Origin of the sequence: Methylobacterium brachiatum (assembly GCF_900113845.1) — a bacterium.
Taxonomy (GTDB): Bacteria; Pseudomonadota; Alphaproteobacteria; order Rhizobiales; family Beijerinckiaceae; genus Methylobacterium; species Methylobacterium brachiatum.
In genome coordinates this window covers 150,575-165,032 of the sequence record NZ_FOQW01000008.1, presented here as the reverse complement: position 1 = coordinate 165,032, position 14,458 = coordinate 150,575, and the positions used below count along the sequence as shown (strand labels likewise).

Genomic DNA, 14,458 nt, shown 5'->3' with positions numbered 1-14,458 from the left:
CGCCGGCAGGCGCCACCTGCCCTACATCGCCGCGAACGCGACGCATGAGGAGCAGCGCCAGCATGGATTCGCCCCCGAACGATCTCGACACGCACGCCCTTGGCCGCGCCGCCCCCGGAAAGGGCTTGGCGCGCGAGGCCTGCCCCTATGCCGAGGGCACGCAGGCGCGCACGCGCTGGCTTGCCGGCTACGACGAGGCCGTCGCCGACGGTGCCGAGCCGGTATCCGGGGGAATCGCCAAGTATCCGCCGTCCGGGGAGCCGGCCCGCTGATGGACGCCAAGACTTTGGACGCCAAGACGACGCTACCCTCCGGCGCCGCACCCCACCCCGCTCTCGACCGCAAGGCGGTCGGCGCCGTGGTGCTCGGCAACGCCCTCGAATTCTACGATTTCACCGTCTACGCCTTCTTCGCGAAGCCGATCGGCGAGGCCTTCTTCCCGGCGACCGATCCGACCCACAGCCTGCTCGCGTCGCTGGCCCTGTTCGGCGTCGGCTACGTGATGCGGCCGATCGGCGGCGCGCTGATCGGCGCCTTCGCGGATCGGGCCGGGCGCAAACCGGCCATGCTGATCACCATCGCGCTGATGGCGCTCGGCATGCTGATGCTGGCCGCCTGCCCGTCCTACGCGGCGATCGGGGGCTGGGCGCAGGTCATCGTGATCGCGGGCCGCCTCATCCAGGGGCTCGCCCTCGGTGGCGAGGTCGGCCCGTCCACCGCCTATCTCCTCGAATCGGCGCCGCCGGCCAAGCGCGGCTTCGTGACCAGCTGGCAGATCGCCAGCCAGGGCTGCGCGGCGCTGTTCGCCGGAATCGTGGCGACCATCCTGGCGCTCATCGTCGGCGACCAGGCGATGTCGGCCTGGGGCTGGCGGGTGATGTTCGCCCTCGGCCTGTGCGTCGTGCCGGTGGGCCTCGTGATCCGGAGCCACCTGCCCGAAACCGGCGGCGCCGAGGAGGATCCCCACGCGGCGTCCTCGACGGTCGCGGTGTTCGGGCGGCTCCTGCGCGAGCATGGCCGCCTCCTGGGTCTGACCTTTCTGGTCATCGCGGCCTCGACCGTCTCGAACGCGGTGGGCACCAACATGCCGGTCTTTGCCGGCGCCACGTTGGGGTTGAGCGAAACCGCGGCTACCGCGGTGCCGATCGCGCTCGGCCTCGCCTCGGTGATCTTCCCGTTGCTGGGCGGCTGGCTCGCCGACCGGTTCGGCCGGCGCCCCGTGATGATCTGGCCGCGGGCGCTGATCCTGGTCCTGGCCGTGCCGGCCTTCGCCTGGGTGGTCAGCGCCCCGAGCGCCGCGAGCGTCTACGCGGTGACGTTCCTGCTCTCGGCCCTGTCCTCGATCAACGCCGCCGCGGTGATCGTCGGCATCCCGGAAGCGTTGCCGCGCGCGGTGCGCAGTGCCGGGCTGTCGATCGTCTACGCGCTCTCGGTGTCGATCTTCGGCGGCAGCACCAACTACGTGATCAACTGGCTGATCGCCACGACCGGCGACCGGCTGGCGCCGGCCTATTACCTCGCGGCGTTCAGCCTGATCGGGACCATCGCGGCCTTCCTGCTGCCCGAGACCCGCGGTCGCGACCTCGACGCGGAGCTCGAAGCATGAAGGTGGATGTGCGCTCCCGCACGGCCCGGAAGCGGGGCCGGTCGGGCGCGCCTTTTCCACGCTAGGTCCGGGCCGGCCCCGGGCCTAGACCGCGCCCATGCCCAGTCCCTCCGAGACGCGCCGCCCGCTGGTCCTCGCCGCGGTGATGGCGGCGATGTTCATGATCGCCATCGAGGCGACCATCGTCTCGACCGCCATGCCGCAGATCGCCGCTCAGCTCGGCGACCTCCACCTCTATGCCTGGGTCTTCGGCTCGTTCCTGCTGACGCAGACCGCCACCACGGTCGTGTTCGGCAAGCTGTCCGACCTCTACGGACGCCGCCCGGTGCTGCTGTTTGGCATCGCAGTCTTTCTGGCCGGTTCGCTGCTCTGCGGGCTCGCCTGGTCGATGCCCTCGCTGATCCTGTTCCGCCTGGTGCAGGGCGTCGGCGCGGGGGCGATCCAGCCGGTGAGCCTGACGGTGATCGGCGACCTCTACCCGGCCCGGGAGCGCGGCAAGGTCCAGGGTTATCTCGCCAGCGTCTGGGGCATCTCGTCGGTGGCCGGACCGCTGGTCGGCGGCCTGATCATCGGCCATCTGAGCTGGCCCTGGATCTTCTGGATCAACCTGCCGGTGGGCGTGGTCGCAGCCGGCCTGTTCCTGGTCTACCTGCGGGAGAGCGTCGAGCGCCGCAGCCGGCCGATCGATGCGCTGGGCGCCGCCCTGTTCACCGCGGCCATCGCCGCGCTGATGATGGCCCTGACCGAGGCCGGGACCTCGGCCGCGGCGGCGTTCTGGCCGGCCCTCGGCTTCGTCGTGGCCGCCATCCTGTTCGTGCTCCAGGAGCGCCGGGCCGCCGACCCGATGCTCGACATCCGCCTGTGGATGCAGCGCCCGATCGCCACGACCAACGCGGCGACGCTGCTCTCGGGCATGACCGTGATCGGGCTCACCGCCTTCCTGCCGATGTACGTCCAAGGCGTGCTGCGGCAATCGCCGCTGATCGCCGGCCTGACCTTGACCCTGATGGTGCTCGGCTGGCCGATCGGCGCCACCACGGCGGCGCGCAACTTCGTGCGCTTCGGCCTGCGCCCGACGCTGCTGGTCGGCGCCACCCTGCTGCCGCTGGGCGCCACCGCCTTCGTCGCCCTCGGGTCGGAGACCTCGCCGATCGTGGCCGCCTGCGGCTCGATCGTGATGGGTCTGGGCATGGGCTTCCTCTCGACCGCCGCCATCGTGATCATCCAGGACAGCGTGACCTGGGCGCAGCGCGGCGCCGCGACCGCCTCGAACATCTTCGCCCGCAACCTCGGCTCCACCCTGGGGGCCACCGCCTTGGGTGCCGTGCTGAATTACCGCCTGGTCAACCCGATCGACGGCCCGCCGGTCGATTCCGGTCAGCTCCGGCGCCTCCTCGACGATCCCGCAAGCCTCGGAGCCGGCGGCGACGCGATCCGCGACGGGCTCCAGCACGCCCTGCACGGCACGTTCTGGACGGTTTTCGCGGTGGCCCTGCTGACCTTGGTCCTGTCGCTGTTCGTCCCCCGCGTCTCGATCTCGGACGCGCCGCGTGAATTGGCGGTGGAATAGGGTATCGCTGCCGGCGCAGGCGCCTTGCCGGTCCTTCCATCACGGACGGCTTTGGCTCCGTGGGGCAAGGGCCTGCCCAAGATTGCGGAGCGCCCCGACAATGGTATGATATAGTCATACCGCCATCGCAGGAGCCCGCATGGCTGCGACCGAGAAGCGAACCTTCAGCCTTCCCTCCGAGCAGGCCGCCTTCATTGATGCACAGGTAAAGACCGGTGCGTTCGCGAGCGCGAGCGAGGTGGTGCGCGCCGGTCTACGCGCGCTGCAGGAGCGCGACGCCGCCGTCGAGCGCTGGCTTCGCGACGAGGTGGTTGCGACCTACGACGAGATGAAAACGCATCCCGAGCGCGCGATCTCGTCGGAGGACATGGCCGAGCGGATGCGCCGGCGTCACGAAGCGCGGCTGCGAGACGGTGCGTGAGACGGCGGAGCATCACCTACGCGCCCGCCGCCGGTGATGACCTGGATTGGATCTACGACACCGTCGCGAAGGCCAGCACACCCGTGATCGCGTCGGAATTCGAGCAGAGCATCCGCAATTTTTGTCAGCGGCTCGAATACGGTGCGGAGCGCGGGAGCTTGCACAGCGATCTCCGACCGGGCCTGCGCACGATCGGCTTCGCGCGGCGTGTCACGGTTGCCTTTACGGTCGAGGAGCACCGCGTTGTGATCCTGCGCATCTTCTATGGCGGCCGCGATTGGGAGATGGATTTCCGATAACCGGCGATCCGGCTGGCAGACGGTTTCGCCCGCTCTGTCACATGCCCCAACGGCGGGTTTGATCGGGCGCAAATCCGGTTTCCACTTTTCCGCCTCTTGCTCTAGCGTCCGCCCATGCCCCTCGTGCCGCCTCCGCGCCCCGTAGCCTCGCCTGCGGCGGATATCCCGCCGACCAGCGTGCTCACCGCCAACCAGCCGGAATGGTCGGTCGGCGAACTGGCGGGCGCGCTCAAGCGCACCCTGGAGGACGCCTTCGGCCATGTCCGGCTGCGCGGCGAGATCTCCGGCTATCGCGGGCAGCACGGCTCCGGCCACGCCTATTTTTCCCTGAAGGACGGACAGGCGCGGATCGACGCCGTCGTCTGGAAGGGCGTGTTCGGGCGCCTGCGCCAGAAGCCCCAGGAGGGGCTGGAGGTGGTCGCCACCGGCCGCATCACCACCTTCGCGGGCAAGTCCTCCTACCAGATCGTGGTTGAGAGCCTGGAGCCGGCCGGCCTCGGTGCCTGGATGGCCCTGCTGGAAGAGCGCAAGAAGCAGCTTGCCGCCGAAGGGCTGTTCGCCCCCGAGCACAAGCGGGCGATCCCCTACCTGCCGCGCGTGGTCGGCGTGGTCACCTCGCCCACCGGGGCGGTGATCCGCGACATCCTCCACCGGCTGGAGGATCGGTTCCCGCGGCCGGTGCTGGTCTGGCCGGTGCGCGTTCAGGGCGACGGCGCGGCCGAGGAGGTCGCGGCGGCGATCCGCGGCTTCAACGCCCTGGGCCCGAACAGCGCCATCCCGCGCCCGGACGTGCTGATCGTCGCGCGCGGCGGCGGCTCCATCGAGGATCTCTGGGCCTTCAACGAGGAATGCGTGGTCCGCGCGGCCTTCGAGAGCGGGATCCCGCTGATCTCGGCGGTCGGGCACGAGACCGACACCACGCTGATAGATTACGTCTCCGACCGGCGGGCGCCGACCCCGACCGGCGCCGCCGAGATGGCCGTGCCGGTCCGGGCCGATCTGGTTGCCACGGTGGCCGACCTCTCCGCCCGCGCGGTCGGTTCGATCGGTCGCCGGGTCGAGCGCGACCGGTCCGACCTGCGCGCGCTGGCCCGCGCCCTGCCGAGCGCCGATGCCCTGCTGGCGGCGAAGCGTCAGCGCCTCGACCTCGCCGAGGCGCGCCTCGCCCCGGCCCTCGCGGCGGGGGCCAGCCGGCACCGCGCCCGGCTGCAACTGCTCCTCGACCGCATGGCCCGGCGCTCGCCGGACGTGGCGCTCGCTAATGCGCGGGCGCGGCTGGCCCGGATCGATCACCGGCCACTCACCGCCCTGCGCAACGACGTCCAGCGCAAGGGCGAGGCCCTGTCCCAGCTGGGCCGCCGTTTGGTCGTCGCCCGGGATGCCAGCCTGGAGCGGGCGCGGGCGCTGCAGGCGCGCCGGGCCGACCGCCTCGTCGCCCTGTCGAACCGCCTCACCCAGGCCGGCCTCCGCGGCGTCGAGCGCCGCCGCGACCGGCTGGAGGGCCTCGCCCATCTGCTGGGCTCGCTGAGCTACCGGGCCGTGCTGGAGCGCGGCTACGTCCTTGTCCGGGACGCCGCCGGCCTGCCGGTCCGACACGCCGCCAAGGCCGTGACCGCCAGCCGCCTCAGCCTGCAATTCGCCGACGGGACGGTGAACGCGGTGCCGGACGGGACCTCAGACCCGTCCGTGTCCACCAAACCCGCCCGACGCACCGCCCGGTCTCAGCAAACCTCCGACGGTGCGAGCGGGAAGCGCAATGCCCCGAACGCCACCGCGCCGACGCGGCAGGGGTCACTCTTCGACGCGTGAGCGGACGGGCTCCGGCCCGACCCGGTAGTGATACCGGTACAGCTCGCGCGCGAATCCCAGCCCCCGGTACAACGCCCGCGCCGGCGTATTCGCGGCGATCACCTGGAGGCAGGCCGCCCGGGCGCCCTGCCCGCGGGCCCAGTGCAGCAGCGCGCTGACGGCGCGCCTTCCATGGCCGCGCCCGCGCAGGTGCTCGACCGTCGCAACCGACTCGATCACCAGCAGGTCGCCGTCGAGCACCCCGAACGCGAAGGCGCCGATCCCACCCTCCGCCGGCACCGCCGAGAAGGCCCGCGGCAGGATCAGGGTTTCGACCGTGTCGCGGAATGCCCGGGCGGCGGCCGCGTCGGCCCGGTTCACGGCATCGCGCAGGGCGAGCCAGTCGGCATCGGGCGCGGGCATGAGCCTGACCGCCGGATCCGGGCCGCCCGATAGGTCGTCGAGATCGCGAAACAGCGTGCAGGTCTCGTCGACGACGGTGTAATCGCCCCCCGCCAGGATGGGCTCCATCTGCGGCGCGATCGCCGGCACCCGGAAGATCGCCCGGCGCCCGAGGGCGGCGTAGAGCGCCTGTCCGGCCGCGATCGCCGGCTCGGGCGCGCCGCTGCCGCGTAGGGGATTCAGGGAATTCTGCCGCTTCGAGCTGCCGCCCGTGGCACGCAGCAGGTAGCCGTGGACCAGAAGCTGGCGCGGGCTCGGCCAGGCATTGAGGCAGGCTTCCTCGACCCGCCAGGCCAGATCGATGTCGGACGTCATGATTCCTCGCTCAGGCGTCAGGATTCCATGCCGGACGCGATAGCGCCACTCCGCACGAACGCGGCCGTGCGGCGTCGCGTACGCTTGAAGCATTCCAGGCTCGCGCGATGTCGGTGCGATGTCCGCGCCTGATCTCCTCCTGTGCCTCCATTTCCTCGGCGGCAGCGCCCGAAGCTGGGCGCCGTTCTCCCGTACCCTCGGGGGGATTCCGGCCTGCCTGCCGGTGGACCTTCCCGGTTTCGGTGACGCGTCCGGGGCAACGGGCTTTTCCATCGCGGCCATGGCCGACCACGTGGCGGGCGTGATCCGCGCCCGGGCGCCGGCGCGCTTCGCCATTGCCGGCCACAGCATGGGCGCGAAGGTCGCCCTGGCCCTCGCCCGCCGCTCCGAGGACGGCGAGGCGGGCCTGGAGGGGTTGACCGATCTGGTCCTGATCTCCGGCTCCCCGCCGAGCCCCGAGCCGATCCCGGACGACCGGCGGGCCAAGATGATCGCCTGGATCGATGCCGATCCGGAGACGCGCCAGCGCGAGGCCCGGGCCTTCGTGCAGGCGAATGTCGGCACGGCTCTCGACCCGGAGACCGAAGCGCGCGCGGTCGCCGACGTGCTGCAGGCGGCCCCCGAGGCCTGGACGGCCTGGCTCGAGGCGGGCTCCCGCGAGGATTGGTGCCGGCGGATCGGCGTCCTGCGGATTCCGGCCCTGATCCTCGCGGGATCCGAGGACGCGGATCTGGGCGCCGATGCGCAGACGGCCCTGATGGCGCCGCACCTCGCCCATCACCGGATCGTGACCGTGGAGGGCGTCGGCCATCTCCTGCCGATGGAGCGGCCCGAAGCCCTGGCCGAAATCGTGCGCGCCCATTGGCGCGATCGCCCGCAGGCGGATGCTGCGCGGGCCGCCCAGGTGCCGTCCCCCTACGCGGCGCTGATCGGCTCCGAGCGGGTCAACAGCCGCCTGCGCGGCGCCCTCGCGGCCCGCGCGGAGCCGGACGATCCTGCCTATGCCCCGGAAGCGCTCGATCCGGTGGAGCTGGCGATCCTGCGCGCTGCCTGTGCCCGCGTCCTGCCGGCGGGCGGCGTGGATCTCGCCGCCCGGATCGACAGGCGTCTCGCGTCCGGCGCCGGGGATGGCTGGCGCTTCGTGGCTTTGCCGCCCGACCCGGAGGCGTATCGGGCCGCCCTGCGCACCCTGGATGCGGCGGCACGGGCCGCCCAGGGCCGCCCCTTCACGGTGCTCGACGGGTCGAGCCAGGATGCGTTGCTGACCCTCGCCGAGCGCGGCGCGCTGTCGGTGCCCGAGGCGTTGGGCGGACAGCTCGACGGCGACCGGATGCGGTTCTGGTTCGAGGATCTGCGCGCCGACGCGGTCCGCCTCTGGCTCGGCCATCCGGCGGCCCTGGCCCGGGTCGGCTTCTCGGGCATCGGGGCCGGCGGCGACCGTCCGGGCCCGATCGCGGACGGGCTTCCGGGCTTTCATGAGGTCGGTCTCGACGCGCCGGAACCCTGGGAACCACGCGCGAACCAGGCGGAGGTGGTCCGATGAACCTCGACGGGATGCGGACCTACCGCACGGACGAGTCCGTCGATGCCGTCATCGTCGGCACCGGGGCCGGCGGCGCGCCGTTGCTGGCGCGGCTGGCCGCGGCCGGCCTCAAGGTCGTGGCCCTGGAGGCGGGACCGAACTTCACACCCGAGCGCTTCGCGTTCGACGAGACCCTGGCCGACGAGATCTACTGGACCGAGGAGCGCCTGAGCGGCGGCTCCACGCCGGAGGCGTTCGGGGCCAATAACAGCGGCACCGGGGTCGGCGGCTCGACCCTGCACTGGGGCGCCTTCGTGCCCCGCGCCGATGCCCGCGACCTGCGCCTCCATACCGAGACCGGGGAAGGCGTCGACTGGCCGTTGAGCTACGAGGAGCTGGCCCCGTACTACGAGCGGGTCGAGCGCTTCATCGGGGTCTCGGGGCCGCAATCCTATCCCTGGGATCCCGGCCGCCGCTATCCCCTCCCCCCGGTGCCGCGCAACGCCCCCGCGCAGCTCATGGCCGGCGCCTGCGACAGCCTCGGCATCCGCTGGGCCGACGCACCCGCGGCGGTGGTCTCGCAGGACTTCGAATCCGAGGGCGGTCCCCGCCGCAACGCCTGCATCAATTGCGGCTTCTGCCACCAGGGCTGCCGCAACGGCGCCAAGGCCAGCATGGATGTCACCTACCTGCCGCTCGCGCTCACCCACGGGGCCGAGATCCGGGCCGGGGCCTTCGTCCACGGGCTCGAGCGCGGCAGCGACGGCCGGGTCACCGCGGTGGTCTATGTTCAGGACGGCCAGGAGCGGCGCCAGCGTTGCGGCGCGGTGTTCCTCTGCGCGGGCGCCGTCGAGACACCGCGGCTGCTCCTGCATCTCGGGCTGGCCAATTCGAGCGATCAGGTTGGCCGCAACTACATGGGCCACGTCGCCACGCAGGTCTGGGGCACCTTCGCCAACGAGGTGCGGATGAACCGCGGCTACCCCTCGTCACTGATCACCGAGGACTTCATCCGCGCGGGGTCCGATTTCGCCGGCGGCTACCTGATCCAGAGCCTCGGCGTGGTGCCGCTGACCTTCGGCAACGCGGTGGCGCGCGGGCGCGGCCTGTGGGGCCAGAAGCTGCTCGATTATCTCGACGGCTACAACCACGTCGCCGGCATCGGCATCAACGGCGAGACGCTGCCCTGCGATGCCAACGTGCTGACCCTCTCCGACGAGACCGATGCCCGCGGGATGCGCAAGGCGCAGATCAGCTTCGGCTACAGCACCAACGAGGAGCGCCTCAACGCCCATGCCACCAAGGTGATGCGCGACCTCTGGGAGGCCGCCGGCGCCGAGGATATCTGGGTTCTGGAGCGGGTCGCCCACACGATCGGCACCTGCCGGATGGGGCGCGACGGCTCGAGCGCCGTGGTCGACCCGGTCGGCCGCAGCTTCGACATCGACAACCTCTGGATCTGCGACGGCTCGACCTTCCCGAGCTCGCTCGCCGCGAACCCGGCTCTGACCATCATGGCGCTGAGCCTGCGCACCGCGGAGGCCTTTTTGGCCGCCGGGGGCTGAGATCAGTTGGGCTCGCCGCGTAACTCGGCGAGCCCACGCCGCTGCCGTCCGTCTCCATCGAAGTTCGCCGGGTCGAGCCAGGCCGCGAAGCCCGCCCGCACCCGCGGCCAGTCCGCGTCCGTGATTGAAAACCACGCCGTGTCGCGGGAACGGCCCTTCACCACCGTGGCATTGCGAAAGATGCCCTCGAAGGTGAAGCCCAGGCGCAGCGCCGCCGCCCGGGACGGGGCATTGAGGCTGTCGCATTTCCACTCGTAGCGGCGGTAGCCGAGCTCATCGAAGGCCCGGGCCATCATCAGCGCCATCGCCTCGGTCGATGCGGGAGAGCGCTGAAGCGCCGGGCCGAAATGGAGATGGCCGACTTCGATCACGCCGTTGCCTGGGTCGATCCGGAGGTAGGAGGCGATCCCCAGCGGGGCGTCGGTCGCCGGGTCGAGGATCGTGTGGAACAGCGGATCCTGGCTCTGCGCCTGCGTTTCGAGGCGCGTCCGGTAGGCCGCCTCGCTCTCGGGCATCTCGTCGCCGAGATAGGTCCAACCGCTCCGGTCGGGTGCAGCCCTGTAAGTAGCGAATAGGCCGACCGAATGAGCCTCGGCATCGAGCGGCACTACCCTGCAGAAGCGGCCCGCCATCGGCGCCCGCGGCGGCCGCGGACGCGGGGTCCAGTCCGGCAGGGCCGGGCCTATCGGCTGGCCGAAGGCGTTGACGCGCGCGCTCATAATCCACTCCGCTCGGCGACCAACTCGGCCAGGGCCGTCTCGCCCTCAGCCCGCATCCCGGCAACCACACCGGCGCGGTCGGCCTCGGGTCGGTTCTGACTCATTTTCCACTTCCCCTCGATACGGGTGATCGGGATCTCGATGCCGACGATGGCGCGGAGCTGGGCCGCCACGAACGGTGCCGGTGCATCGTCCACCGCCCAGGGCGCGGCGCGCGGTGTCTCGCGCAGGGTGGTGAGGTCGGCAACCTGGCGGCGCAGCCAATCCGCGTCCTCGATCACCCGGGGGCGGCCCCAGGCGTGGACCGTGGCGTAGTTCCAGGTCGGCACCACCCGGCCGTGCTCGCGCTTGCTCGCGTACCAGCCGGGGGTGACGTAGCCCTGCGGCCCCTGGAACACGACCAGGCATTCCTCGGCTTCGGCCAGAGCCTGCCAGTGCGGGTTGGCGCGGGCGAGATGGGCGCGCAGGGTGCCGTGCGGGCCGGATTCATCCAGCAGGAACGGCACCGGGTCGGCGATCAGGCCGGCCGCGCCGCCGGTGATCAGCAGGCCGAGCGGATAGGCACGGATGAGCCCGTGTTGCGCCGCGCGCGTCTCGTCCCGAAAGTGCGGCGGCTGATACATCGACTTTGTCCCTGTTGGCGCAGCTCTGCTTGACCGCAGGGCGGACCAGGCAAAAGGTCCGGTTTCCGAAATCCGACTGGACCGCTTGCTGCCATGGCCCGGGGCCCGCTGCCGCTGCCCGTCAGCCTCGATCCGGACGGGCCGACGCCGTTGCATGTCCAGCTGCGCGAGGGCCTGCGCGCGGCGATCCTCGACCGCCGGCTGCCGCGCGGGGCCCGGCTGCCGGCCTCCCGGGTGATGGCGGCCGATCTCGGCTGCGCCCGCGGGACGGTGGTGCTCGCCCTCGAGCAACTGATCGCCGAGGGCTACCTGACGGCCCGATCCGGCTCGGCCACCCGGGTCGCCGCGACCTTGCCGGACGACACCCTGCCGCGATCGGACCCGGCGCAGCGGCCGGCGCCTGCGGTCGTGCCGAGCCTGTCACGGCGCGGCGCCCGTCGCGTCGCGACACCGGCCCCGCGGTTCATGGCCGGTCCGGGCGTTCCCGACGCCTTCGCGCTCGGCCGGCCGGCGCTCGATGCCTTCCCGTACGCGGTCTGGGCACGCCTGCTCCAGGCGGAGTGGCGCCATGGACCGGCTGAGCGGCCCGATCCCCGCGGCGCGCCGGCGCTGCGAGTGGCCATCGCCGCCTATCTCGCACAGGCGCGGGGCGTCGTCTGCGAGGCCGACGACGTGATCGTCACGGCGGGCATTCGCCAGAGCCTGCGCCTGCTCGCCGAATTGCTGCTCGATCCCGGGGAGGCGGCGCTTGTCGAGGAGCCGGGCTTTCCCGGGATCGCCCTGGCGCTCGCGAGCGCCGGCCTGCGCACCGTCCCGATCCCGGTCGGCCCCGGCGGGCTCGCGGTGGCCGGAGCCGGCCCGCTCCTGCAGGGCGCGCGCTTGGCCGTGGTGACGCCGGCCCACCATTATCCGCTGGGCCACGCCATGAGCCTGGAGAACCGCCTCGACCTCCTGGCCTGGGCCGAAACCGCCGCGGGCTGGATCGTCGAGGACGATTACGACGGCGCCTACCGCTATGCCGGGCGTCCCCTGGCGCCGCTGCGCGCGCTCGATCGCGGCGGCCGTGTGATCTATGCCGGCAGCTTCTCCAAGCTCCTGCTGCCCGCGCTCGGTCTCAGCTACCTCGTCCTGCCCCGCGGGCTCGTGGCGCCGGTGAACCGGGCGCTTGCCGAGATCGGGCCGGCACCCCCGGGGATCGGGCAATGGGCGCTGGCCCGCTTCATCGCGGACGGCCACCTCGCCGGTCACCTGCGCCGGACCCGGCGGCTCTACGCTTTGCGCCAGGAGGCCCTGGTCGAGGCGGCCCGCCGCCACGCCGCGGACGTGGTGGCCGTCGCCCCGATGGAGGGTGGGATGCACCTCATCGCGCGGCCGGGGCCCACTTGGGCCTCCACGCGCGACGATGGCGAAGCCGTCGCGCGCCTCGCCGATGCCGGGATCTCCGCGGTCGCGCTCTCGGCCTACCATGCCGGCGCGCCGGAGCCGGGGCTGCTCCTCGGCTACGCGGCTGTGCCCGAGCGGGCGATCGAGCCGGCGGTGCGGCGCCTGGCCGAGACGCTGCGGCCGGCCCGCTGAGACCGCCCCGGATCCCGCCCGCTCACTCGCCCCGCGGGGTCAGCGTCACCGTGATCGGGCCGCGGCCGGATCGCAATTCCAGGCTCCGGAGGGTCTTGGGCCGCACGGTCGCACCGCTCGACGGACTGACCCGCTGCACGCGCTCGCCGTCGAGCCGCAGGCTGAACGCGCCGTCCGCGGTGAGGCGCAGCAGCGCGACGCTGCGGAACGACTTCAGCGCCACCGCGGTCCAGGCCGGCCCGACCTCGACCCGCGTCGGGGCCGGGACGACGTCGCGGCGCGCCAGCGCCAGGGCCGCGAGGCCGACGATGGCCGCGAGCGCCAGGACCGCCTGCCGGAGGCGGACGAGCCGTCCGCGCCGCCGCGGGGGCCGGCGCATCGTCCAGACCGGCTTCGGCGGCGCCGGTTCAGGCTCGGCCGGCGGCGGTGCGGGTGGATCCTCGGGTGGAAGTTCGGGCGGCGGGGGCTCCGGGGGGATGCCCACCGGGGGCTGTGCGTGCACCTCGGGCGGTGGTGGTGGCGGCGGCGGCGGTGATTCGGCTCTCCGCCGTACCTGCTCGGCCCCGCAGAACGGGCAGAACCGCACCGGGACGTAATGGCCGCGGTCGCAGGCCGTGCAGCGCAGGAGCGCGATCGAGGTTTCGAGGATCACGGCGGGGCGCGGGTCAGTGCACGAGGGTGCCCGTTTCCATGAACCGGGCGAGCCGCTCCACCAGGGGCGCGACCATCACCCGGTCGAGCTGCCGCAGCAACCCGCGGCGCGCATGCGCGACATTCGCCTCGGCCTGCTCCCGCGCCCGGCGCTGCCAGGCGGCGCGGTCGTGCCGGCAATCGGCCCAGGCCGACTCGATCGAGCGGAACACCTCCGGCAGGCGCTCGATCGGGTCGGTGACCCGGTCGTAATGGTGGTCGACCAGGCTGCCGAAGGTGTGGAAGCCCAATTCCGACAGGAGCGCCACGGCGCGGGGCGCGCCCACCATCACGAAAGGCAGCCCCATGGCGGCGGCCTTCAGCGACTTCTCTGTGACGCGCTCGACGCCGAGCTCGAAGAAATCCGTCTCGGAGATGATGGTCAGGTCGCACGCCGCATAGGCCTGGGTATCGAGCGTCAGCACCATGTCGCCGCCCGGCGCCGGTGTATCGATCCGCCGCGCCTGCCTTGGGATCCAGGTGCCGACATCCGCGAGCAGCGGCCCGAAGGCGTCCGCGATCTCCGGCGGGGCGTGGAACACGTCGATGCCGCCCGCCTTCGGGTTGTCCGCGCCGATCCCGTGGAACGAGATCAGGCCGTCGCGGTCGAGGCGCTGGATCTGGAACCAGCGGTAGAGCAGCACCCGGTGCCAGCGCAGGGCCGCGTTCTGGCAGAGGAACCGGGCCGGGCCGGTGTCGTGTGCGAGCGGCGCGTAGCCGGTTCGGTCGAGGGGATGCTGGGAGAAGAGCCTCGGGCCGGCCTCGTCGTCGAGCCAGAGGGCGACCTGGAGCGGGAAGAAGTCGAAGGTCCAGAAACGCAGGCCCTCGCCGTAGAGCTGCTCGTAATCGAGCCGGAGCGCCCGGTTCTGGCTGACCAGGATGACCTGCGCCCGCGGGATGCCGAGACCCTTCAGGTTGCGGTGCAAGGCCTCGAAGGTCGGGGCGTGGAGGCCCGGCCCCTCGTTCGACAGGTCGAGCAGCAGGGCCGCCCGTCCGGAACGCAGGTTCTCGACGTCGCCGGGCTCGAGGAGGTCGAGCCGCCCGTTCGCCTCCGGGAAGCCGAGCCGGACGAAGTCCAGAACCGGCAGGCAGAGGATGTGGTTGGCCGCGCCCGGATGGGCCGTGACGGTGATCGGCTTGCCCAACCAGCCCAGAGCCGCCGGCAGGAAATGGCCGGCCTCCCCGCGGGGAACCAGGACGATCTCGGAGGCGGATGGGCTCATCGCGATGCTCGGGCGGCCGGTCGCACGGTGATCCGCCGCCTGAAAGCCGCGCGATGCCGGATAAAGGCTTCGCGCGGACG

Annotated in this window: 14 protein-coding genes; 9 read left to right on the top strand and 5 right to left on the bottom strand. The window is 72.3% G+C overall.

Annotated features, from left to right (window positions below; genetic code table 11):
• Positions 1-62: 62 nt before the first annotated feature.
• The 6 genes from BMZ47_RS12270 (at position 63) to xseA (ending at position 5,705) form a co-directional block, all read left to right on the top strand.
• The gene (locus tag BMZ47_RS12270; protein WP_091862455.1) at positions 63-272 is read left to right on the top strand and encodes an Rmf/CrpP family protein; all 210 of its coding nucleotides are present in this window, start codon (positions 63-65) and stop codon (positions 270-272) included.
• Entirely contained in the window at positions 272-1,606 is a 1,335-nt protein-coding gene (locus BMZ47_RS12265; RefSeq protein ID WP_091862452.1) for an MFS transporter, read from the top strand. The genes BMZ47_RS12270 and BMZ47_RS12265 overlap by 1 nt, the downstream gene beginning before the upstream one ends.
• Before the next feature lie 97 nt (positions 1,607-1,703).
• A complete protein-coding gene (locus BMZ47_RS12260; protein WP_091862450.1) occupies positions 1,704-3,176 on the top strand; it encodes an MDR family MFS transporter in 1,473 nt (490 codons plus the stop codon).
• 139 nt (positions 3,177-3,315) lie between these two features.
• Positions 3,316-3,597, top strand: a complete 282-nt coding sequence (locus BMZ47_RS12255) for a type II toxin-antitoxin system ParD family antitoxin (RefSeq protein ID WP_091862447.1) — start codon at positions 3,316-3,318, stop codon at positions 3,595-3,597.
• Positions 3,594-3,896, top strand: coding sequence for a type II toxin-antitoxin system RelE/ParE family toxin (locus BMZ47_RS12250; protein ID WP_091862444.1), 303 nt, complete (start codon positions 3,594-3,596; stop codon positions 3,894-3,896). The genes BMZ47_RS12255 and BMZ47_RS12250 overlap by 4 nt, the downstream gene beginning before the upstream one ends.
• A gap of 114 nt (positions 3,897-4,010) precedes the next feature.
• Entirely contained in the window at positions 4,011-5,705 is a 1,695-nt protein-coding gene (gene xseA / locus BMZ47_RS12245; protein ID WP_091862441.1) for an exodeoxyribonuclease VII large subunit, read from the top strand.
• On the opposite strand, the gene BMZ47_RS12240 is transcribed toward xseA, so the two are convergent.
• Entirely contained in the window at positions 5,688-6,461 is a 774-nt protein-coding gene (locus BMZ47_RS12240) for a GNAT family N-acetyltransferase (RefSeq protein ID WP_091862439.1), read from the bottom strand. The two genes, xseA and BMZ47_RS12240, sit on opposite strands and share 18 nt — an antisense overlap.
• 118 nt (positions 6,462-6,579) lie before the next feature.
• On the opposite strand from BMZ47_RS12240, the gene BMZ47_RS12235 reads away from it, so the two are divergent.
• Positions 6,580-8,004: an alpha/beta hydrolase gene (locus tag BMZ47_RS12235; RefSeq protein WP_091862436.1), complete on the top strand. Its 1,425-nt coding sequence runs from the start codon at positions 6,580-6,582 to the stop codon at positions 8,002-8,004.
• Entirely contained in the window at positions 8,001-9,548 is a 1,548-nt protein-coding gene (locus BMZ47_RS12230; RefSeq protein ID WP_091862433.1) for a GMC family oxidoreductase, read from the top strand. Before BMZ47_RS12235 ends, BMZ47_RS12230 begins: the two co-directional genes overlap by 4 nt.
• A gap of 2 nt (positions 9,549-9,550) precedes the next feature.
• Here BMZ47_RS12230 and BMZ47_RS12225 read toward each other — a convergent pair whose 3' ends face one another.
• Both BMZ47_RS12225 and BMZ47_RS12220 read right to left on the bottom strand, forming a co-directional pair.
• Positions 9,551-10,267 (bottom strand): GNAT family N-acetyltransferase, encoded by a 717-nt coding sequence (locus BMZ47_RS12225; protein WP_091862430.1) that lies wholly within the window; start codon positions 10,265-10,267, stop codon positions 9,551-9,553.
• Entirely contained in the window at positions 10,264-10,890 is a 627-nt protein-coding gene (locus BMZ47_RS12220; protein ID WP_091862428.1) for an FMN-binding negative transcriptional regulator, read from the bottom strand. Before BMZ47_RS12220 ends, BMZ47_RS12225 begins: the two co-directional genes overlap by 4 nt.
• 93 nt (positions 10,891-10,983) lie before the next feature.
• Between BMZ47_RS12220 and pdxR the strand changes: the two genes are divergently transcribed.
• On the top strand, positions 10,984-12,465 hold the full coding sequence (pdxR, locus tag BMZ47_RS12215) for a MocR-like pyridoxine biosynthesis transcription factor PdxR (protein WP_091862425.1): 1,482 nt from the start codon (positions 10,984-10,986) through the stop codon (positions 12,463-12,465).
• Between the two features lie 22 nt (positions 12,466-12,487).
• On the opposite strand, the gene BMZ47_RS28810 is transcribed toward pdxR, so the two are convergent.
• Positions 12,488-13,117 (bottom strand): hypothetical protein, encoded by a 630-nt coding sequence (locus tag BMZ47_RS28810; protein WP_139220972.1) that lies wholly within the window; start codon positions 13,115-13,117, stop codon positions 12,488-12,490.
• 13 nt (positions 13,118-13,130) lie between these two features.
• Positions 13,131-14,378 carry a hypothetical protein gene (locus BMZ47_RS12205; RefSeq protein ID WP_091862423.1) on the bottom strand — a complete coding sequence of 416 codons (1,248 nt, stop codon included), beginning with the start codon at positions 14,376-14,378 and terminating at the stop codon, positions 13,131-13,133.
• Positions 14,379-14,458: the final 80 nt, after the last annotated feature.

Bases quoted from the DNA above. Each gene is read 5' to 3' on its own strand.
- BMZ47_RS12220 (WP_091862428.1), bottom strand. From the start codon at position 10,890: ATGTATCAGCCGCCGCACTTTCGGGACGAGACGCGCGCGGCGCAACAC.
- BMZ47_RS12230 (WP_091862433.1), top strand. From the start codon at position 8,001: ATGAACCTCGACGGGATGCGGACCTACCGCACGGACGAGTCCGTCGAT.
- BMZ47_RS12205 (WP_091862423.1), bottom strand. From the start codon at position 14,378: ATGAGCCCATCCGCCTCCGAGATCGTCCTGGTTCCCCGCGGGGAGGCC.
- BMZ47_RS12265 (WP_091862452.1), top strand. From the start codon at position 272: ATGGACGCCAAGACTTTGGACGCCAAGACGACGCTACCCTCCGGCGCC.
- BMZ47_RS12235 (WP_091862436.1), top strand. From the start codon at position 6,580: ATGTCCGCGCCTGATCTCCTCCTGTGCCTCCATTTCCTCGGCGGCAGC.
- BMZ47_RS12260 (WP_091862450.1), top strand. From the start codon at position 1,704: ATGCCCAGTCCCTCCGAGACGCGCCGCCCGCTGGTCCTCGCCGCGGTG.
- BMZ47_RS12270 (WP_091862455.1), top strand. From the start codon at position 63: ATGGATTCGCCCCCGAACGATCTCGACACGCACGCCCTTGGCCGCGCC.
- pdxR (WP_091862425.1), top strand. From the start codon at position 10,984: ATGGCCCGGGGCCCGCTGCCGCTGCCCGTCAGCCTCGATCCGGACGGG.
- xseA (WP_091862441.1), top strand. From the start codon at position 4,011: ATGCCCCTCGTGCCGCCTCCGCGCCCCGTAGCCTCGCCTGCGGCGGAT.
- BMZ47_RS12240 (WP_091862439.1), bottom strand. From the start codon at position 6,461: ATGACGTCCGACATCGATCTGGCCTGGCGGGTCGAGGAAGCCTGCCTC.
- BMZ47_RS12225 (WP_091862430.1), bottom strand. From the start codon at position 10,267: ATGAGCGCGCGCGTCAACGCCTTCGGCCAGCCGATAGGCCCGGCCCTG.
- BMZ47_RS12255 (WP_091862447.1), top strand. From the start codon at position 3,316: ATGGCTGCGACCGAGAAGCGAACCTTCAGCCTTCCCTCCGAGCAGGCC.